Source organism: Lewinella sp. 4G2 (assembly GCF_001625015.1).
Lineage (GTDB): Bacteria > Bacteroidota > Bacteroidia > Chitinophagales > Saprospiraceae > Neolewinella.
Genome location: NZ_LVWJ02000014.1, coordinates 359,654 through 383,674 on the forward strand (window position 1 = coordinate 359,654; position 24,021 = coordinate 383,674).

Annotated in this window: 1 protein-coding gene (running past one end of the window); it reads right to left on the minus strand. The window is 55.2% G+C overall.

Going from position 1 to position 24,021, the window contains the following annotated elements; genetic code table 11:
• A protein-coding gene (locus A3850_RS03175; RefSeq protein ID WP_157500852.1) for an Ig-like domain-containing protein crosses the window boundary here: on the minus strand, window positions 1-24,021 show its 3' portion. 5,586 nt of this gene lie beyond the right edge of the window; the window shows 24,021 of its 29,607 coding nt (coding positions 5,587-29,607); its start codon lies off the right edge, out of view; the stop codon is at window positions 1-3.

Consider the following 24,021-nt stretch of genomic DNA (forward strand, 5'->3'; position numbering starts at 1 on the left):
TTACCTGAGCACCACCATCTTCTTGGTTGCACTCCAGTCGCCACTCGTTACCGTGTACTTCAGTACGCCGGCGGCCTGCATCAATTCCGAACGGTCGAACGTCAGCGTGTTGATACCGGGCATGCCTTCCAGCGTCCGCGTGGCCAGCACCCGACCGCGTACGTCGCTGATCTCCAGCGTCGTCTCGCCGGCCTGAGCCAGTGTGAACGTGATTGTTGTTTGGTCCACAACCGGGTTGGGCGTGTTCTGGTACAACGCATTTTGCTGCGCGGACGCAGGTGCCGAGGTACGGACGAACGACAGACCCAACTGGCCCGGCGTACCGTACTCGTCAACCCCTTCCTGGTACACCAGGTCGTCCGTCAACTCGATCGCTTCGGACAACCGCACCGCGTTCACCGCGCGCACCGTCAGCGTGATCTCACCCTGCGTACGCACCGCAAAGCCGATCAGGCCCTCCGTCTCGTAGTTCAGGTTCAGACCACCCTGGCCCGTGACACTCACGTCCAGTAGCTCCAGGTCGCGGCCGAGATCGAGCGTACCCTGGAAGCCGTACAGATCTTCGTTCGTGAACGTCAGCTCGTGTGTCTGTCCGCTCTCCAACTTCGCGTCCTCCGTCTCTAGGTTCAGGCTCGTACGCCCTGCAGCGTTCAGCACGTTACCCATCTCGACGGCTACGAAGTCCGCGTCCAGGATGTTCGCCGCCAGGTCGTTCACGTTGTACACCTCGGGGAAGGTGTTCATCCACGTGTCCGCCGTCATCGCGAAGTCCGCGTTAACGAAGCGCCAGCTCTCACCCGTACGGTACATGTCGTCCAGACCCAGGATCACCCGTTGGATGGCCACCATGTCCAGCACGTTGATCAGACCGTCCTGCGTCACGTCCGCCGCCACGTAGTCGTACGCGTTGTCGAACGGTGCAATACCCAGGATCATGCGCGAGATGCGCACCACGTCGGATACTTTCACCGACTGCAGGTCGATCGCCACGGCGTGCGCCGGCGTGACCGTGTAGTCCATGCCACTCGGTACTTCCGTGAAGGCAAAGGCACCGTCGGCGTCCGTAGCCCGCATCACGTCCATGTCGTCGCCACCTGTCAGGGTCACTTCAACGTCGCTTACCGGCGCGGCGTCCTGCGTCAGGATCGTACCCGCTACCAGGTTGCCACCCGTTCCGCAGTCTACGTTGTCGCCCTCGTCCACCTGGATGAGCACCTGGCACGAAGCCGGGGCCACTTCACTGGCGTCGAGGTTGTCGCTGAACGCGTACACGTCCACCGAGACAAACTCACCGGCGTCGCTACAGAAGACCTTCAGGCCCGTCTGTTCCGCGGCCAGTTCGGCGCCGCCACCGGCCCGGACGATACCGTAGCTCGTCACTTCGTCACCGAAGCAGTCCACCAGCGGGGAGTTCGTCAGGAAGTCCGTCGCCCACACTTCGGCCATGGCCATCGTGCCTTCGTCGTTCATCTGCAGCGTGGCTACCAGCGTCTGGATACACAGCGGTACCGGAGCTACGTCGCCACATACGCTCAATGGTACGATCACCGGAGTGGCGTTGCCGCAACCGTCGATGGCCGTGATCCGGATGGCGTGGTCGCCGGCCGGTACGCCCGTGGCGTTGATCACGTAGTTGCCGTTGTCGGCGTCCGTGGCATCCAGCGTAATCACTACGCCGTCCACCGTGGCCGCTTCGAACGTACCCGTGAAGTTCGGATCGAGCTCCAGCTGGATACGTGGGGCCAAACAACCGTCAGTGGCCGTGAACGGCAGGCTGACGTCGGCCGTACAGCCGGGGATGCAGGCCGTCGGTGCGGCTACATCGACCACCGGTGAAGTCCGGTCGAAGACGTTGATCGTCTGCACGTAGGTGAACGATCCGCGGCCCGCGCTCGTCGCGTAGCCCGTCAGTTCGTTGTCGTCGTCATCGTTCGGCGTGAACTGCGCGTTGGCGCTGCCGCTCGTGAAGGCCAGGTCATCAGCCGTCGTTGCCGCGTTACCGCTCACTACGTTGAGGTAGAAGACCGACTCGTCGTCCACGTCCAGACCATCGCGCGTGATGAGCGTCGTGCCGCCCAGGGCGGGGTCGTACTCACACGTGTTGATGATGGTGTAGGTCGTCACGATCTGGTAGCACTCCTCACCGGCGGTGTTGAACACTTCCTCCGTGACGCTCGAGACAACGGGTGCGTCGCAGGCACCACCGGTGATGCTCAGCTCCTCGGCTTCGAACTCGTCCATACAGTCGAACGTCGTGGCGTCGCCCGGCAGCGTGATCTGGTAATCGTAGACACCCACGATCGTGATGAGCTGCGTACAGTTGTCGCCGCTCACGCCGCCCTGCGCGTCCGTGGCTACGTAGGACCGAACGGCCGTACCGATACCACACTCGTTGAGGTTGTTGACCACGAAGGTGCTCGTCACCTCGGACTCACAGGTCGAGACAATGCCCGGCGTCCCGAAGGCCGCGTCCAGCTCAGCGCTCGTCGCTTCCTCCAGGTTACCGCCCGGGATGGCCGCACCGAACTCGGAGCAGGTCAGCGTCACCGCGCTCGGCGCGATACAGGTCGGTACGTCGTTCACTTTGAGTTCCACCAGGACCTCACCCCAACAGGTGTTGGAGTTGCCGGCCTCGTCCGTCACCTCGAGGGTTACGAACTGGACGCCGAGGTCGTCACACGTGAAGGTCACCTCGTCGAAGAACTCCGTTGGCATATCCATCGTCGGAGCGAAGGCAATACCGTAGGTCAGGTTCGTCGAACAGTCGTCCTGCGAGCCTTTGTCGAACTGGGCCGGTGTCAGCGTGGCCGTGCCGCCGGGGCGGGAGAGGCTTACGTTGAGGCCGTTCTCACAGAAGGCGGCCGGTCCGCTGCCGTCCACGACCGTGAACGGTACGGTGGTCACCGTCTGGTTACCACACGCGTCGGTGGCCGTGTAGACGAAGGCGTAGTCACCCAGCGGCAGGGCGTCGGATAGCTCCGGCGCGCCGTTGGTCAGTTCAACCGGGTAGGCGCCGTACGGAGCCTGCGTCAGGTCACCCTCGGGGTAGATGGCTACCATCAGCTGTACGGCACTGCCGTCACAGGCGTCGAGGGCAGCTACGCCCGGTCCGTCGAGGCGGACGAAGGCAGCACACTCTCCCCCCACGTTGGTGCGGTAGGTCAGTTCATCGTCGAGGTTACCCTCGCCGTCGATGGTCATGCTCGGGCCGGAGAAGTCCGGTCCGGTCGTATCGCCCACTTTGACGAACTGGCTGAAGGTGCGTACGTCCGTCGGGTTACACCAGTCAACGACCGTGTAGGTGCGCTGGAACTTGACCGTGTTGGGGCAAGTCTGGATGGGGTTGGGCGAGTTCTCGTACGTCACGGCGATCATCGAACACATCGCATCGGCCGAGCCGAGGGAGAAGGTCCGCTCACCGAGCGTGAGTACGGGGTAGTCATCCTCTTCGGGAACGAACTCCAGCGGGGAATCCATATTACCACAGGCTTCAATCTCGACGACGGGCTCGATGCTCATCGCATCGAGGCTATCGAGCGTCGGGCGGTCGAAGGCGATCGTGAAGCTGGTCACGAGTTCGTCGTCGCCAGTCTGCTCGTCGGCGTTGAGCGGAGCACAGCCGTCGGCTTCGTTGGCGCGGAAGAAGCGCTCGATGACCGTCTGTCCACAACCATCGGCCGGGCGGGTGACGATATCGGAGACACACACTTCGATCTCGGAAGCACAGTTGTCGGTGAAGACCGGGATCATGGCCACGTCGGCGTCGGTGTTGTCAAACGGCGCGGGGCTGAGTACCGCCAGCAGTTGTGGGTCGATACTACCGTCGATGATCTGTCCGGCAGCGTCGACGCGGAAACACTTGCTCACATCCGGTCCGAGTTCGTTCACGTTGTTGGCATCTACGTCAGCGCACAGGAGACCTTCGGTGATGTTGTCAGGCGTCTCGACGAGTACCGGAGGCGTTTTGTCCTCGGCATTCACCGTACCCCAGCAGCGATCGAAGCCTACGATCGTCGCGCCGTCGGGCACGCTGACCATGTAGGTGTAAGTACCACAACCGTCGATGATGTTGCCGTTGCTCTCATCGCTGTCGTTGACGACGATGTCGAGTACCAGGTTCGGCATGACGGGCAGGTCACCAGTCAGTACTTGCTGGGCGATGAGTTCGAAGGAACAGTTGTCGTCCAGCGTAACGTTGATCTGGCTGATGCAAGCAACATTCGCAGTGTCGGGGACAACGTTGATGTCAACGAATGCCGTATCGATCAAGCCATTCTCATCAATAACCAAGACGCAGAAGCTGTCAGCGCCCAGGTAGTTGAGATCAGGCGTGTACTCAACGCAACCCGTTTCAAGGTCGACGTTGGTGATACTTCCATTATCTGGATCGTCACAGCTACCCAGTTCTACCAGTTCTCCCGTCAGTTCACTCAGGTCGACACAGACGGTGACCGGGATGTTCTGGAAGGTGGTTACGCTGATGAATTCTGGAATGATTGGGCCTGTGCTTAAGTAAAGCGTGGCCATCGCCATTGCGGGATCATCGACGTTGCTATCGGTAATACCGTAGGGTACTACTTCCGTGCCTACGAAGCCGGGCAGCGGTTCGTAAACGTAACTACCATCGGCGTTCAACGTAAGGATACTTCCGCTCGGTAGCATAAATGGTACACCAATTGTAATGGCGTTGCCTTCACTGTCCGTTGCGGAAGTGACCATCTGGTCATCACCTTCGGGGTCGAAGTCATTCGTCAGGATGTTGCCCGACTGGTCTACCCCGGCGGGGCCGACGCTGACGTCGTCACTGGCAAAGGTTTGGTTACCGAAGTCTGGTAGGATGTTGATACTAAGTGAAGCACCGTCAGTCAATCCGTCCTCATCCTCGATTTCGTACTCCGCCAGCACTTCACCAATGAAGTTGGCTTCGGGAATGAATTCGAAGCTACCATCAGGATTTAGTGTCAGCGTTCCTGCTGGGATGGTGTCCCCGTTGAAACTGATACCAAATACTGGAGTGGGTACGCCAAGCGTCAATACGTCGTCTACCTCCCCATCGCCGTCAAGGTCGGCGAGGCTGCTGACTACGGTGACTTCCTGGCCTTCAGGATCGAAGTCGTTAGGATCAATTACGTTTCCTCCAACAGTTACACCTTGCTCCGTAGTAGCTACGTCGTCAACGGCAACTGGTGGTTGCGGTACGTTTGGATCATTCCCTCCAAATACTTCGATGGTAAGTGTGGCCTGGTCTGAAGCAGGGTTGTCATTGTCGTCAATAACTCCGTAGATCAGGCTGACAGATCCAGTAAAGTCGAGTTCCGGAACGTAGAGGTAAGTACCATCCGCGTTCAACGTAATAACACCGGCACGTACAGTCTCACCATCGCTATTCACACCGAATACTGGAGTCTCGACACCTACCTGTACGGTATCATCAATCATTCCGTCACCATCAAGATCAACGATCAGGAGGTTAAGTTCCTGATTATCTCCCTCTGGGTCAAGATCATTCGTTGGAATTGAGCCTTCAACTGGCGTGTTGATCGGGGTTACATCCACATCATTGACTGCGACCGTAATGTTGGTTGGTGCCAGCGTGGTGAGGTAGAGCGTGGCCATGTCCGTGGCGGGCATGTCCGTGTTGCTGTCAACGAGACCGTACGGGATGGCTTCCGTGCCTACGAAGCCAGGAGCTGGCGTGTAGTCGTAGGATCCGTCCTCGTTGATCGTGATCGTGCTTCCACTTGGCAGCGTGTACTCTACGCCAACCATGATCGTATCACCGTTACTATCCAGAGCGAAGGTGACCGTTTGGTCGTCTCCTTCCGGATCGTTGTCGTTGTCGATCACGTTACCGGCCAGTGGCTCACCGGCGGGGCCGATGTTGACGTCGTCGTTAGCGAAGGTCTGGTTGTCGTCCGCGTTCGGCGTGACGCTGATGCTCAACGTTGCACCGTCGGTCAGCATGTCCTCGTCTTCGATCTCGTAGTCGAGGTTCACTTCACCAACGAAGTTCATCTCAGGATCAAAGTCGTAGCTACCGTCTTCGTTCAGTGTCACTACACCGGCGACGACCGTGTCACCGTTGGTATTCACACCAAAGATCTCCGTCGGAACGCCTAGGACCAGCGTATCGTCATTGATGCCGTCTCCGTCCGTATCGGCTACGCCGTTCGTCAGGGTCAGCATTTGACCTTCGGGATCGTAGTCATTCGTAGAGACCAGTTCGCCGCTAACGTTGACGTCTTGCTCCGTGGAGTTATTGTCGTCAATCGCAACGGGTGGCTGCGGTGTGCCGGGATCGTCCGATGGAATGATGGAGATACTGATCTCAGCGTCATCCGTAGCGGGGTTGTCGTTACCGTCAATCGCAACGTAGCTACCGGGGATCTCTCCAAAGAAGCCAGGCTCGGGAGTGAACTCGTAAGTGCCGTCAGGGTTGACCGTGATCTCACCACCGACGACTACCATACCGTCTTCGTCGATGCCGAAGATTGTTGTCGGAGTTCCGAGGGTTACGGTATCATCTGGCATGCCGTCACCATTGGTGTCGAACAATACGGAGTTGACCATCTGGTCGTCCCCTTCCTGGTCGGAATCGTTGGTGAGCAGGTTACCCGTTGCTGGTGTATCCTCCGGTGTGTTGATGATGTCGTTCTCGGCGATCGTGGCGTTCGGCGGTGCGAGCGTCGTCAGGTAGAGCGTGGCCATGTCCGTGGCGGGCATGTCCGTGTTGCTGTCAACGAGACCGTACGGAATGGCTTCCGTGCCTACGAAGCCAGGAGCTGGCGTGTAGTCGTAGGATCCGTCCTCGTTGATCGTGATCGTGCTTCCACTTGGCAGCGTGTACTCTACGCCAACCATGATCGTATCACCGTTACTATCCAGAGCGAAGGTGACCATCTGGTCGTCTCCTTCCGGATCGTTGTCGTTGTCGATCACGTTACCGGCCAGTGGCTCACCGGCGGGGCCGATGTTGACGTCGTCGTTAGCGAAGGTCTGGTTGTCGTCCGCGTTTGGCGTGACGCTGATGCTCAACGTTGCACCGTCGGTCAGCATGTCCTCGTCTTCGATCTCGTAGTCGAGGTTCACTTCACCAACGAAGTTCATCTCAGGATCAAAGTCGTAGCTACCGTTATCGTTCAGTGTCACTACACCGGCGACGACCGTGTCACCGTTGGTATTCACACCGAAGATCTCCGTCGGTACGCCGAGGACCAGCGTGTCATCATTGATGCCGTCTCCGTCCGTATCGGCTACGCCGCTCGTCAGGGTCAGCATTTGACCTTCGGGATCGTAGTCGTTGGTAGAGACCAGCTCGCCGCTAACGTTGACGTCTTGCTCTGTAGAGTTATTGTCGTCAATCGCAACGGGTGGCTGTGGTGTGCCGGGATCGTCCGATGGAATGATGGAGATACTGATCTCGGCGTCATCCGTAGCGGGATTGTCGTTGCCGTCAATCGCAACGTAGCTACCTGGAATCTCTCCTACGAAGCCAGGCTCGGGAGTGAACTCGTAGGTACCGTCAGGGTTGACCGTGATCTCACCACCGACAACCACCATACCGTCTTCGTCGATGCCGAAGATCGTGGTTGGAGTCCCGAGGGTTACAGTGTCATCCGGCATGCCGTCACCATTAGTGTCGAACAGTACGGAGTTGACCATCTGGTCGTCTCCCTCCTGATCGGAGTCGTTGGTGAGCAGGTTACCCATTGCTGGTGTATCCTCCGGCGCGTTGATGATGTCGTTCTCAGCGATCGTGGCGTTCGGCGGTGCGAGCGTCGTCAGGTAGAGCGTGGCCATGTCCGTGGCGGGCATGTCCGTGTTGCTGTCAACGAGACCGTACGGAATGGCTTCCGTGCCTACGAAGCCAGGAGCTGGCGTGTAGTCGTAGGAGCCATCCTCGTTGATCGTGATCGTGCTTCCGCTTGGCAGCGTGTACTCTACACCAACCATGATCGTATCACCGTTGCTATCCAAGGCGAAGGTGACCATTTGGTCATCGCCTTCCGGATCGTTGTCGTTGTCGATCACGTTACCGGCCAGTGGCTCACCGGCGGGGCCGATGTTCACGTCGTCGTTAGCGAAGGTCTGATTGTCATCCGCGTTCGGTGTGACCGTGATGCTCAGCGTAGCACCGTCGGAAAGCATGTCTTCGTCTTCGATCTCGTAGTCGAGGTTCACTTCACCAACGAAGTTCATCTCAGGATCAAAGTCGTAGCTACCGTCTTCATTCAGTGTAACTACACCGGCGACGACCGTGTCACCGTTGGTGTTCACACCGAAGATCTCCGTCGGTACACCGAGGGCCAATGTATCGTCATTGATACCGTCTCCGTCCGTATCGGCAACGCCGCTCGTCAGAGTCAGCATTTGACCTTCAGGATCGTAGTCATTCGTAGAGACCAGTTCACCGCTGACGTTGACGTCTTGCTCCGTAGAGTTATTGTCGTCAATCGCAACGGGTGGCTGTGGTGTGCCAGGATCGTCCGCGGGGATGATGGAGATGCTGATCTCGGCGTCATCCGTAGCGGGATTGTCGTTGCCGTCAATCGCAACGTAGCTACCTGGAATCTCTCCTACGAAGCCAGGCTCGGGAGTGAACTCGTAGGTACCGTCAGGGTTGACCGTGATCTCACCACCGACAACTACCATACCGTCTTCGTCGATGCCGAAGATCGTGGTTGGAGTCCCGAGGGTTACAGTGTCATCCGGCATGCCGTCACCATTAGTGTCGAACAGTACGGAGTTGACCATCTGGTCGTCTCCCTCCTGATCGGAGTCGTTGGTGAGCAGGTTACCCATTGCTGGTGTATCCTCCGGCGCGTTGATGATGTCGTTCTCAGCGATCGTGGCGTTCGGCGGAGCAACGGTAGTCAGAACGAGTGTGGCCATATCCGTTGCGGGTCCATCAACGCTATCGTCAGTGATACCGTAGGGGATTACTTCCGTGCCGACGAATCCAGGAGCAGGTTCATACTCGTAAGTGCCATCATCATTAATGGTGATCATGCCGCCACTTGGTAGCGTGTACGGCACACCAACAGTGATTGTGTCACCGTTGCTATCAACAGCGAAGGTTACTGTCTGGTCATCTCCTTCGGGATCAAAATCATTTTCCAGGATATCACCGGCTAGTGTTTCACCAGCTGGACCAATATTCAGGTCATCATTTGCGAAGGTCTGGTTCATGCCGAGTAGGTCGGGGACAATCTCGATAGAGAGCGTAGCGTCGTCGGTAAGACCAGTTTCATTCGTGATCTCGTAGGACGAAGGCACATTACCCGTAAAGCCAGATTCTGGCGTGAAGGTGAACGTTCCGTCGGGGTTGACGACCAGTGTACCAGCGGGAATAGTATCTCCCTCGGTGGATACGCCAAATACTGGAGTCGGAGTACCTACCGCAACGGTATCGTCCGCCATACCGTCTCCGTCAAGATCAACGAGAACGGTGGTCACCATGATGTCTTCACCGCTTGGGTCGCTATCATTACCGATGACGGTGCCACTAACTGGTGTGTCAGGATCCGTGGTCGCCACGTCATTGATGGCAACGGGTGGTTCTACCACGTTGGGATCATCGCCGTCGATTACCGTGAGGGTCAGGGTGGCCATATCGGTGGCTACACCTCCGGCGTTGTCATCAACGGCCGTGTAAACTGCGGGTACGTCACCGGTGAATCCGGGCGTGGGTTCGAAGTCGAAGCTACCGTCTTCGTTGACGGTGAGGGTACCGGCAGGCACCATATTGCCTTCAGTATCCGTACCGAACACCGTTGTAGGCGTACCAAATTCGAGGGTATCATTAAGGATACCATCTCCATCGGTATCGGCTACTACGCTCTGTACCATCTGGCCATCACCCTGCAGGTCATAGTCATTGGTAAGGAGGTTGCCGCCAACCGGGGCCGCTACGGGAGTTACAATTACGTCATCACTAGCGATGGTGTTATTCTCCACTGCCGTAGTAGTGAGGAAGAGCGTCGCCATGTCCATGGCGGGGTCATTCGGGTCGTTATCAACGATGTTGTACGGAATCACTTCCGTTCCTACGAAGCCAGGTGCAGGATCGTAGACGTAGCTACCATCTTCGTTAATCGTGACCATACCACCACTCGGGAGGGTGTAGGGTACGCCGACCATAATGGTATCGCCATTGCTATCGGTAGCGAAGGTGACCATTTGGTCGTCGCCTTCCGGATCATTGTCGTTCGTAAGGACATTACCGTCGAGCGGCTGACCGGCAGGACCAATGTTCACATCATCATTGGCGAAGGTCTGGTTCAGTTCAGGATTTGGCGTCACGCTAATGCTTAGCGTAGCGTCGTCCGTTAAACCGTCTTCGTTTGCGATGGTGTACATCAGATTCACTTCACCGATGAAATTCGGATCGGGATCGAAATCGTAGGTACCATCAGGTGTCAGTACGATGGAACCAGCGATAACCGTATCTCCGTTAACGTTTACACCGAAGACGTCAGCGGGTAAACCGACGAGGACTTCGTCATCATTTATGCCGTCGCCATCCAGGTCCGCCAGGATCATGGTCACGGTAAGCATCTGGCCCTGCGGATCATAATCGTTGGGGTCAATCACATTACCGCTGACATCAGTGTCCTGCTCCGTGGAGTTGGCATCATTGATTGCAATTGGAGCTTGCGCACCGGCGGCCGTTGAAGGCGCTGGGATAACCGTGATATCGATAGTAGCCATATCCATTGCGGGATTCGGGTTATCGTCAGTCACGGTGTAATTACCCGGTACATCTCCCGCGAATTCGGGGTCGGGCTCGAACGAGTAGGTGCCATCGGGATTGACGGTCACCATACCCGCAGGTACGATCATACCCGCCGTATCGACGCCAAACACAACCGTTGGGGTGCTTAACATGACGGTATCATCCGGCATTCCGTCACCATCCGTGTCGAAGAGAACGGCGGTTACCATCTGGTTATCACCTTCCTCATCCGAATCGTTCGTGAGCAGGTTACCGTCTGCCGTTACTCCGGCAGGCGTATTGATAACATCATCTTCCGCAACGGTGTAATTCGGGTTGGGAACCGTCGTCAGGTAGAGTGTAGCCATATCCATTGCTGGATCATCCACATTGCCATCAACAATACCGTAAGGAATTACTTCCGTACCGGTGAAGCCCGGTGCGGGGACGTACTCGTAAGAACCATCTTCATTGATCGTCACCATACTTCCACTTGGCAGGGTGTAGGGTACGCCGACCGGAATGGTATCGCCAGCTGGATCGATGGCGAAGGTTACCATTTGGTCGTCGCCTTCAGGATCAAAGTCATTATCCAGGAGGTTACCGGCGAGGGTACTATCCTGAGCGCCGATGTTGACATCGTCACTTGCGAAAGTGTTGTTGGCCGCTGCATCCGGAACAATAGTAATACCCAGGGTCGCGTCATCCGTGAGTCCATCTTCATCGATAATCGTGTAGTTCGCAGGTACTTCACCGACAAAGTTGGGCTCTGGTTCGAAGTTGTAGGAACCGTCAGCGTTCACGCTGAGGACACCCGCCACAACGGTATCACCGTTGACGTTTACTCCGAATACATTGGCTACGCTTCCTACGGCTAGTGGGTCGTCGACCATACCATCACCGTCCAGGTCAACGAGCACGGAGGTAACCATTACTTCCTGCCCTTCGGGGTCGTAGTCATTATCGATCAGGTTACCACCTACCGCAACACCTTGCTCGGTAGTAGCGGCATCATCAATAGCAACTGGTGGCTGTGGTGATACGGGGTCATTGCCAGGAATCACACTAATGTCCAGCGTAGCAGAATTAGTAGCAGGGTTAGCATTATCATCCGTCACCTCATAGCTGGCGGGTACATCACCGGTGAAGCCCATTGCGGGAACATAGTCGTAACTACCGTCTTCATTGACAACCAGCGTACCAGCCGGTACGATGTTGCCATCGCTATCCGTACCGAATACGTCAGCCATTGTACCAGGCGTAATGGTATCGTTAGCGATTCCATCTCCGTCAGTATCAACAACTACAGTTGTTACTTCCTGCAGGTCACCTTCCAGGTCACTATCGTTAGTCAGGAGGTTACCAGAAACCGGGGTGTCCTCAGTAGTCTGATTAACGTCGTTCTCAGCAAACGTGTAGTTCGGTACGGGTAGAGTTGTCAGGTACAACGTGGCCATGGCCATCGCCGGGTCATCGTTATCGTCCGTGATTGCGTAAGGAATCACTTCCGTTCCTACGAAGCCGGGGGCAGGCGTGTAATCGTAAGATCCATCTTCATTGATGGTAATCGTGCCACCGCTTGGTAACGTGAACTCTTCGCCGACGCGAATGGTGTCACCGTCAGCACTGAGCGCGAAGGTTACCGATTGGTCATCTCCTTCGCTATCATTGTCATTGTCGAGTACATTACCGTTGACGGGAGTATCCGCAGGTACGGTTGCAACATCGTCAGAAGCGAACGTAGAGTTCAAATCAGATTGAGGCGTGACGGTGATGGCGAGGTTCGCTTCATCCGTTAGTACATCCTCATCTTCGATGGTGTAGTCCACGTTGACTTCACCCACAAATTCAGGAGACGGTACGTAGTCGTACGTACCATCCTGGTTGAGGGTAATCGTACCGGCGGGTACAATTGCGCCACCGAGGTTGGTACCGAATACCGGAGTTGCCGTTCCAACCGGGAGGGCATCATTCAGCATTCCGTCACCATCCGTATCCGCCAAGGCGGAGATAACGGTGAGGTCCTGACCTTCCGGATCGTAGTCGTTAGAAGCAATAACGCTTCCGCCAACGGGTGTTCCTTGCTCAGTCGTATTTACGTCATCGATTGCAACCGGAGGTTGTGGTTCAACCGGGTCGTTACCAGCAGCCACTGTGATCATGAGCGTAGCCATGTTGGTCGCAGGCATGTCGTTGTCGTCAGTGATGGTGTAGCCACCGGCTACGTCACCCACGAATCCAGGCGCTGGCGTGTAAGTGTAAGTGCCGTCCTCATTAACGGTAATTGTACCGGCGGGCACGGTGTTACCATCCAGATCAGTACCGAATACAGGAGTTTCGGTCATCAATGGTATAACGTTGTCCGGAACTCCATCACCATCCGTATCGGCGGTGAATTCGGTGACCGTTTGTACATCGCCTTCGCCATCGCTATCGTTGGTCAGGAGGTTGCCGCTGACGGGGGTCTCGAATGGTGTTTGATTCACATCATTATCCGCCATCGTGAGATTCACTGGAATCACGTCGATGGTTACCACCGTGGTGTCCTTGAACTCCTGATCGTCGCAGAGCACGATACAGAAAGTATCAACTCCTTCGTAGCCGGGGTTCGGGGTGTAATCTACACAGCCCGTCACGGGGTCGTAGTCAGAAACCATACCGTTCATTGCGTCTCCGCAAGTCACTGCACCAGTAATGTTACCTGGTAACTCAGTGGTATCCAAGCAAACAGTGATGGTACTATCCACAAAGGTGACTACCGGGATGGTATCCGGTGGAGGCAGTACCGTTACCGTTACCGTAGTAGTATCCTTGAAGCCCATGTCGTCACAGAGCACGACACAGAATGTATCGAGACCTACAAATCCAGTGTTGGGGGTATAGTCAATACATCCAGTTACAGGATCATACATGGCGGTTGACCCATTTACTGCATCACCACAACTCACGGCACCTGCGACAGCGCCCGGAATCATGGTAGTATCGAGACATACCGTGATGGTAGAATCTTTCTGTGTGATAACCGGAATAGTATCCGGTGGAGGAATGACCATGATCTCAACGACGAAGGTGTCTTTGAAGCCCTGGTTGTCACAGAGGACCAAGCAGATTTCGTCGTTACCTACGAATCCAGCATCCGGCGTGTAGTCGATACATCCGGTGATTGGGTCGTAAGTGCCCGCCGTACCATCAGTAGGTAGGCCGCAGAATACTGCCCCGGTTACGTCTCCCGGCAGCATAGTAGTGTCCAGACAAACCGTGACCGTACTATCCATTGGGGTAACTACGGGTATAGTATCTACCGGCGGGGTAACCATTACTACGATAGTGGTGGTGTCTTTGAAGTCCATATCATCGCAGAGGACGATGCAGACGGTATCAAATCCGATGTACATGGGGTCGGGCTGATAATCTACACAACCGGTGAGCGGATCGTAGGTAGCCGTTCCGTTGTCCGGATCATCGCAGAACACAGCACCGGTAATCATTCCTGGCAATTCCGTGGTATCGAGACAAACCGTCACGAGGCTATCCATTGGCGTAGTGACCATCAGGGTATCGGGAGTAAGTGGGATCATCGTTACGATGATCGTGGTATCCTTGAAGCCAAGATCATCACAAACAACCAGACAGATGGTGTCAGAAACGCCACCTTCAGCTGGTGCCTGGTAGGTCACACAGCCAGTTGACTGATCGATGTTAGCAAACCCATTTTCGGGGCCTACTCCATCGCAGTAAGCAATACTGGTGAACGTTCCTGGCAGCATGCTGGTGTCCGCGCAGACCATGATGGTGCTATCCGGTGGAACGCTCAGCATGATCGTATCGGATTCCGTTTCTGGAATATTGACAAGTACGACTGTAGTGTCGGTGAAGCCGAGGGTATCGGTAACAACCAAGCAAACGGTATCCATCACTCCTTCCTCGGAGCTGGCGGTGTAGGTTACACAACCAGTAGCCTGATCGAGCACAGCCGTTCCGTTAACGGGCTCTTCGCAAAACTCAACACTGGCGTAAGGACCAGGGAGCATGCTGGTATCCGCACATACGGTTACCGTAGAATCCGGAGCCAGAAGAACCATTACGGTATCCGGGGTAGTTTCCGGGATGTTGACAACTACGATAGTAGAATCGGTGAAGCCAAGGGTATCGGTAACTACTAAGCATATGGTATCCATCACCCCTTCTTCAGGGCTCGTGGTGTAAGTAACACAGCCAGTAGCCTGATCGAGGACGGCCGTACCGTTGGTTGGTTCTTCGCAGAACTCAACGCTGGCGTAGGGGCCAGGGAGCATAGACGTATCCGCACAAACCGTAACCGTGGAATCTGGTGGCAGCAGGAGCATGATTGTATCTGGCGTCGTTTCCGGCGTTTCGATCATGACGATCGTAGTATCCGTAAAGCCAAGCGTATCGGTGACGACCAGACAGATCTCATCCGTGACGCCTTCGTCCGGCCCGGCGGTGTAGGTTACACAGCCCGTGGCCTGATCGAGAACAGCGGTACCGTTAGTTGGCTCTTCACAGAAGGCAACGGACTCGTAAGGAGCGGAGAGCATAGTGGTATCGGCGCAAACCGTAACCATTTCACCCGGAGGCAGTAGAACGGAGATCGTATCGTTCTCATTCATTGGTACGGATACCTGAACGATCGTCGTATCGGTGAAGCCGAGGGTGTCGGTGACTACCAAACAGATCTCGTCCATTACGCCTTCGTCGGGGCCGGCCGTGTAGGTCACACAACCCGTGGCCTGATCGAGGACGGCGGTACCGTTGACTGGTTCTTCACAGAACGCGACACTTGCAAACGGAGCAGAGAGCATGGTCGTATCGGCACAGACCGTAACCATTTCACCAGGTGGGATAACGACAGGGATCGTGTCGTTCTCGTTCATTGGAACTTCGAAGATGATCCGGGTCGTATCCGTTACGCCCAGTGTATCCACCACGACGAGACAGATGGTATCCGAAGATCCTTCTTCGGAACTGGCCGTGTAGGTCACACAACCAGTCTCCTGGTCGAGGACCGCAGTTCCATTAACTGGCTCTTCGCAGAAAGCAACACTCTCGTAGGGAGCAGAGAGCATGGAGGTATCAGCACAAACGGTAACCATTGAATCTGGTGGCACAACTACGAGAAGAGTGTCCGTTACTGTTTCTGGTACCATAATCTCAACGATAGTCGTGTCGGTGAAGCCGAGGGTGTCGGTTACCACCAAACAGATTGAATCCATGACGTCGCCGTCAGGGCCAGCGGTGTAAGTGACGCAGCCAGTAGCCTGATCAAGAACGGCCGTACCGTTTACGGGCTCTTCACAGAAGGCAACGCTTTCGTATGGTGCAGCCAACATAGTAGTGTCGGCACAGACCGTGATCTCTCCATTTGGAGGTACGATGACAGGAATGGTATCATTCTCGTTCATTGGTACGGAGACCTGGACGATCGTGGTGTCGGTGAAACCAAGCGTGTCGGTAACGACCAAGCAGATCTCATCCATGACGCCTTCGTCGGGACCTGCCGTGTAGGTTACGCAACCCGTAGCCTGATCGAGAACGGCGGTACCGTTGGTCGGCATTTCACAGAACTCGACACTTTCGTACGGAGCGGAGAGCATAGTGGTGTCGGCACAGACAGTGACCATTTCGCCCGGAGGTACGACGACAGGAATGGTGTCATTCTCGTTCATTGGTACGGAGACCTGTACGATCGTGGTGTCGGTGAAACCGAGGGTGTCGGTAACTACTAAGCAGATCTCATCCATCACGCCTTCGTCGGGACCTGCCGTGTAGGTCACACAACCGGTAGCCTGGTCGAGGACAGCAGTGCCATTGGTAGGCATTTCGCAGAACTCAACGCTTTCGTAAGGTGCAGAGAGCATGGTGGTATCCGCACATACGGTAACCATTTCACCCGGAGGCACAACGACTGGAATGGTATCATTCTCATTCATTGGTACGGAGACCTGTACGATGGTTGTATCGGTGAAGCCGAGGGTGTCAGTAACAACCAAGCAGATCTCATCCATCACGCCTTCGTCAGGACCAGCCGTGTAGGTGACACAACCCGTAGCCTGATCGAGGACGGCGGTACCGTTCGTCGGCATTTCGCAGAACTCAACGCTCTCATAAGGAGCTGAGAGCATCGTGGTGTCAGCGCAAACGGTCACCATTTCACCCGGAGGCACGACGACTGGAATCGTGTCGGTCTCGTTCATTGGTACGGAGACTTGGACGATGGTTGTATCAGTGAAACCGAGCGTGTCGGTAACTACCAAGCAAATCTCATCCATTACGCCTTCGTCAGGTCCAGCTGTATAGGTAACACAACCCGTGGCCTGATCAAGAATGGCGGTGCCATTTGTAGGCATTTCACAGAACTCGACACTTTCGTAAGGTGCGGAGAGCATGGTGGTGTCCGCACAAACCGTCACCATTTCGCCCGGAGGTACAACTACCGGAATAGTGTCGTTCTCATTCATTGGTACGGAGACCTGGACAATTGTGGTGTCGGTGAAACCGAGGGTATCGGTGACAACCAGACAGATCTCATCCATAACGCCTTCGTCAGGACCGGCCGTGTAGGTGACACAACCCGTAGCCTGATCGAGAACAGCAGTGCCATTGGTAGGCATTTCGCAGAACTCAACACTTTCGTAAGGAGCAGAGAGCATGGTGGTGTCGGCACAAACCGTGACCATCTCACCTGGCGGTACGACTACCGGGATGGTGTCATTCTCATTCATTGGCACGGAGACCTGAACGATCGTGGTGTCGGTGAAGCCGAGGGTATCGGTAACTACCAGGCAAATCTCGTCCATCACGCCTTCGTCGGGCCCGGCGGTATAGGTCACACAGCCAGTAGCCTGATCGAGAACCGCGGTACCGTTCGTCGGCATTTCGCAGAACTCAACGCTTTCGTAAGGTGCAGAAAGCATAGTTGTATCCGCACAAACCGTGACCATTTCACCAGGAGGTACGACGACTGGAATCGTATCGGTCTCGTTCATCGGTACCGAGACCTGGACAATCGTGGTGTCGGTGAAACCGAGCGTATCGGTAACTACCAAGCAAATCTCATCCATGACGCCTTCGTCGGGGCCTGCGGTGTAGGTTACACAGCCAGTAGCCTGATCCAGAACCGCGGTGCCGTTGGTTGGCATTTCGCAGAATTCGACGCTTTCGTAGGGAGCGGAGAGCATGGTGGTATCAGCACATACTATTACCATCTCACCTGGAGGTACGACGACGGGGATAGTATCATTTTCGTTCATCGGTACGGAGACCTGAACGATCGTTGTGTCCGTGAAGCCGAGGGTATCGGTAACGACCAAGCAGATCTCATCCATGACGCCTTCATCAGAACCGGCCGTGTAGGTAACACAACCCGTAGCCTGATCGAGAACGGCTGTGCCGTTGGTTGGCATTTCACAGAACTCAACACTTTCGTACGGAGCAGAGAGCATGGTGGTATCCGCACAGACAGTGACCATCTCACCCGGAGGTACGACGACTGGAATCGTGTCGTTCTCATTCATTGGTACGGAGACCTGAACGATGGTGGTGTCGGTGAATCCGAGCGTGTCGGTGACGACCAAGCAGATCTCATCCATTACGCCTTCATCGGGGCCAGCTGTGTAAGTCACACAACCCGTAGCCTGATCGAGAACAGCAGTACCATTGGTAGGCATTTCGCAAAACTCAACGCTTTCGTAAGGAGCAGAGAGCATGGTGGTGTCCGCACAAACCGTGACCATTTCGCCCGGAGGTACGACTACGGGAATGGTATCATTCTCATTCATGGGTACGGAGACCTGAACGATTGTGGTGTCGGTGAAACCGAGGGTATCGGTAACCACTAAGCAAATCTCGTCCATCACGCCTTCGTCAGGACCGGCAGTGTAGGTAACACAACCCGTGGCCTGATCGAGAACGGCGGTACCGTTAGTAGGCATTTCGCAGAACTCAACGCTTTCGTAAGGTGCAGAGAGCATGGTGGTATCAGCACATACTGTTACCATCTCACCCGGAGGTACGACGACGGGGATCGTATCATTCTCGTTCATTGGTACGGAGACCTGGACAATTGTGGTATCGGTGAAGCCTAGGGTATCGGTGACTACCAAACAGATTTCGTCCATCACCCCTTCGTCGGGACCAGCCGTGTACGTTACACAACCCGTAGCCTGATCCAGAACGGCGGTGCCGTTGGTTGGCATTTCACAGAACTCGACGCTCTCGTAAGGAGCAGAGAGCATGGTGGTATCAGCGCAGACGGTGACCATTTCACCCGGAGGTACAACCACTGGAATAGTGTCGTTCTCATTTTCGGGAACTTCGAAGAATACGCGCGTGGTGTCCGTAATACCCAGCGTATCGGTTACTACCAGACAGATGGTATCCATGATACCTTCTTCAGGCCCGGCGGTATAAGTAACACACCCCGTGGCCTGGTCAAGAACGGCGGTACCATTGGTAGGCATCTCACAGAATGCAACGCTTTCGTAAGGAGCGGAGAGCATACTGGTATCCGCGCAAACGGTGATCATCGAATCCGGAGGAAGGACCACCATTACCGTATCCGGCATGGTGGAAGGAATCATTACCTCCACAATGGTGGTATCCGTAAACCCTAAGGTATCAGTTACGACCAAGCAGATCATATCATCTACACCAGCATCAGGGCCTGCGGTGTACGTCACGCAACCAGTCATTTGGTCGAGGACGGCGGTGCCATTGGTAGGCGTTTCACAGAAGGCTACGCTTTCGTAGGGAGCGGACAACATTGTTGTGTCGGCACACACCGTAACCATTCCGTTAGGAGGCACAATGACGGGGATGGTGTCATTTTCATTCATCGGCACTTCGATGAAGACCCTGGTGGTATCAGTGAATCCAAGAGTATCCGTTACCACGAGGCAGATGGTATCCATTACTCCTTCATCCGGACCGGCAGTGTAGGTAACACAGCCAGTTGCCTGGTCTAGAACAGCCGTTCCGTTGGCAGGTTCCTCACAGAAGGCGACACTTTCGTAGGGTGCAAGTAACTCGGTTGTGTCTGCACATACAGTTACCATGTTATTTGGTGGAACGACCAACATAACGGTATCCGGCACCAGTGGTGGGACCACTTCAATTGGGATGAAGAAGGTATCCTTTACCCCGAAAGTGTCACAGAGGACGACGCAGAATGAGTCGAGACCAGTGAATCCCATATTTGGTGTGTAGGTGATACAACCGTCCTCATCCAATGCAGAGGTCATACCATTCTGCGCATCGCCACAGCTGGCGACTGATTCGATTGGCGCAAATAGTTCGGTAGTGTCGAGACATACGACCACCATGCTATCCTGAGGGATAATTTGGGGGATAGTATCCGGTGGGAGGATTGGACACTCCGCATCGAGAACGATGGGATCTACGACCAGCGGACAAACGCCATTGAAATTAGTTACTTCAACGTTGTAGGTGCCATTTTCCAGATCGGTGAATACACCGCTGGTTTGAGGCGTACCGCCATTGAGGGAGTACATCAATGGAGCGACGCCGCCGGATGCAACGACGGTGATGGATCCATCATCGGTCGTACAGTCAGTAGGTTCTACGCCAGCTGCATTTACGAGCATTGGCATTGGGGGCATCATCAGCGTTACCGGAGTAGCTTGTTGAACGACACAGTTGCCCGCAACGCGTGAGATGGCAATGTTGTAGTCGCCGGCAGCCAGTCCTGGATAAGTTCTGGAGAAGACCCCAAATGGAGGCCCAGGAACCACGGAACCCGCCTGGAAGCTAGCGCCGCCATCGATGCTAAATTGTAGTGGCGCACCGGGGAAGGAACCGTCGGGTTCCTCTTCGATGCTCGCGAAAATGGTAATGGAGCCAGTGCTACCGGCCATACAGTCCATGATGCTGTCTACCACCACGCTGTCAATCGTAGGTGCGGGTGGTGACTTCAGTAGGATCGGGTTGCCAGGAGCGGCAACCGGACAAGCATCCGCTGCGTCAGCAAAACCTGCGTTACGCACGAATACTTCGAAAGTACCTTCCGCCAACATGGTGAAGGTATTGGATGCCTGGTAGGTGGCACCACCGTCAATTGAATACTCGTAGGCGCCAAGGCCACCGCTCGCCGTAATGGTAAGAGCACCCTCCGTCATGTCACACATGTCGGGGTTGGTGGGTGTTACTGCATCCACGGTTGGTAGTGGGTTTGTGGTTACCATCGTAGTTACCTCACAGCCGTCCGCCGTAGTGAAGGTCACTACCTCACTTACGGGGGCGGTAGTCGTATTGTTACCGAGTGTAACGACGCCAGTCATTGCATCGATGGTTGAACCGATGGTTGCGGTAATGGAGAAGGTGCCCATCTGGCCATTTGCCTCAGCGAGAGGAGCCAGCACGGTTCCGCTACAACCCAGGGTATCGGTGATGACTAGCTCTGGTGCGGCGAAGATGGTCAGTGCCACAGCGGTGCGACCACTCGTACAGCCGGTGACGTCGTCAACAGCTTCCGCGTAGAAGGTGTAGGTGCCGGGCATCGTTTCGGTTGGCGTATAGCTCGTAGTGCTGCTGGCAACCTCAGTTCCACCGGTGGCGGCATCAAACCAATTGACGCTGGTTCCAGTGGCAGTCGTTACCGTTAGGGCAGGGTTAGGCTGATCAGAGCAGACGGTTTGGTCACCATCTGAAACTGGGTCCGCAGGTAACGGATTAATCGTAATGTCGAGGGTGTCAGCACCAACACACATAGTGGCGGGGTCCGTGAAGGTATAGATCACTGTTTCCGTGCCCGCACCCAGGGCAGCTGGATCAATCATGGTCACAACCGTACCATCGATGGTAAATTCACCACCCGTTGGCATACCCATTAACGTTACGGCGGGGTCATCAGCACATAGTGCGCCCGGGTCCGTGATCGTCACCATTGGGATTGGTTGCGTCGTGACTTCGATGGTGTCAGCGCATACGTCCGTAGTGAAGATGATCATTTCGGTAACGGGATCCGTACCGGTATTTTGACCGAGGGTGATTTCACCCATTTCAGAAACGGTGGTACCGATTGAGCCCGTAACCGTGAATACACCCGTGCCGTCGTCACCAGCAATGGTAATGGGGCCGAGCATTTCACCGCTACAGCCAGTTGTATCGGCAAGAGTGAGCAGGACGGGGCAGATGGGGAAGCCGTAGTCTTCCACTTCACCGTTGATGAATGAACCGGTGAGGTCAGCCTCAGCGAGTGCTTCAACGGCCGCGCGGACACGGACGTAGACGGAGTCCGTCGTGATGCTGGCTGGTGCCGTTACCGTTACCGGCACGACGGTCAGACCATCGACGTTGGCGGAACCGGAGACGAAAGTCTCGGGTGTACCATCCAGATCAAAATCAAGCCATACGCCGTAGAATACTTCGTCGGCGACGTTGCTGTTCAGGGTGAGGTCAAAGGTGAAATCATTACCAGACGTAACCATCATTGGGAAGTTGCCGATACCGTCTTCGTCAGCGAGGCCGTCGTCATCATCACCCAAAGCATCATTGCTGTTGAGCTGGTTGTCTTCAAAGTCGATAATGGAGCCTAGCCAAACACCTCCGGGGTCGTTGGGAATACCTCCGGGTGCCTCGGCACAGTGGACGTGGTTTGCCGTACCGAATGGTTCGTAATCGGCGAAGTCGTTGAAGATTTCTACTGGTGCATCGTTACAGCGGGCACCGTCGTTACGGGTTAAGCCACCTATGGATTGAGAAACAATTATGGTTTGCGTTTCGTCAACATCCAATGCGTTGATTGCTGTGGCAAACGGAATGCGGTAAATATCCCCCGTTAGGTTGCGGTAGATATACATATTACCATCGACATCGAAGTACTGACCGCCGTAAAGGTCGCTTCCATTACCCACCGGTACTCCACTCGGACCGAAGTCAGTGACAACGCCATTAGATCTTTGAATTCGGTAGAGACGGCCGTTAGTGGCTACCCCCCAAATAAAACCTGTATAAGGCGCGAAGGAAGAGAAAGCGAAGTCAAAGAGCGCCCGGGGTACGGACGGCACGATACTGTCTGTTAGTTGCAGGTAAGTTGGACTCGCCGGATCCACGTCTATTCGATAGATGACGCCACCACTGCTGGACTCGCTAATGTACAGTTCGCCATTGAGCACATCACCGGCTGGGTAGGCACGTTTTGGCAGCCCCTCAATGAAGGGGGAGAGTGAGGTGACCCAGGTATTATTGGGTCCGGGTGACGAAATCGCTACCCTGTTCTGTTGGTCTACCGGGCGGGCAGTAATACCGTAGATCCTGCCGTCTATTTCATTATACCCGATGGCGTTAAGTTCGCCCTGGTAGTTGTCAACTTGGTCGGCAACCGTAGTTCCCTTTGCTAATTCAATCTCATTCCAAAGACTAGTTCCGCCCTGGACCATATAGGCCGTTCCGAGACAGGGTACCATAATTTGGCAGGCAACCTGCCAGTCGGCATTTTGGAAGTCGGGCCCAGCGGAGGTAGAAGCTAATGGTTCACCGCCACCCAATACCGGCACGCCGTTAGCGTCGACGTCCGTCATAGCGTCGAACACTAGGGTAGAATCGGCGGGGTTGAAGCCGTTGTCCATATCAATACCGGCAAAACCTGCTTCCAATGCGTCGGGGCAACCGTCGCCATCGGAGTCTAGGTCACAGAAATCTGGGATACCGTCCATATCGGTATCGAGATCCATAAATCCACAAGCACTAATCGTGAACTGGTGCTCATCGGTTTGAGTCGCTGCGGAACCGTTATCAATGTAAGTGTAAGTGATCGTTGTTAAACCGGCAGGGTCAGTTGCCATGATGGCAATTGTACCAAACCCGTCGCGCGCCTCGTCGTCGATGGTGTTAGGACTAGAGTCTTCCAGGATTCTATTTGCCAGGACTAATTCAGTGCCACCGCTGAGTAGCGTCTCGGTGTGGTCCGTTCCGGTGAACTGAATACGACTGTAGTCCAGACCACGAATCTGTAAGGCGACATCTTTGACGGGTTGGTCAAATGTGATGACCACGTCAATAAAGTCGTTGTTTCTGTTATTGAGGTCGGTGTTCATTACAATTACACCAGCATCGTCAGTTGCTGGGGAATAGATGTCTGAGTTAGCGAAGAAAGTACCGGGAGGGAATAGACGCATCCCCTGGTTAGCACCTACGCCACTATCACCCAAGCTACCACCGGACCGTTCGCTCATTGTAATAGTAAACGGTACATCCGAAACGGTACCGCCAGTAGCCGTTAGGGTTGGTCCACGGGGATTAGCGATGGTGTAGTTCGAGAGATCAGCGTA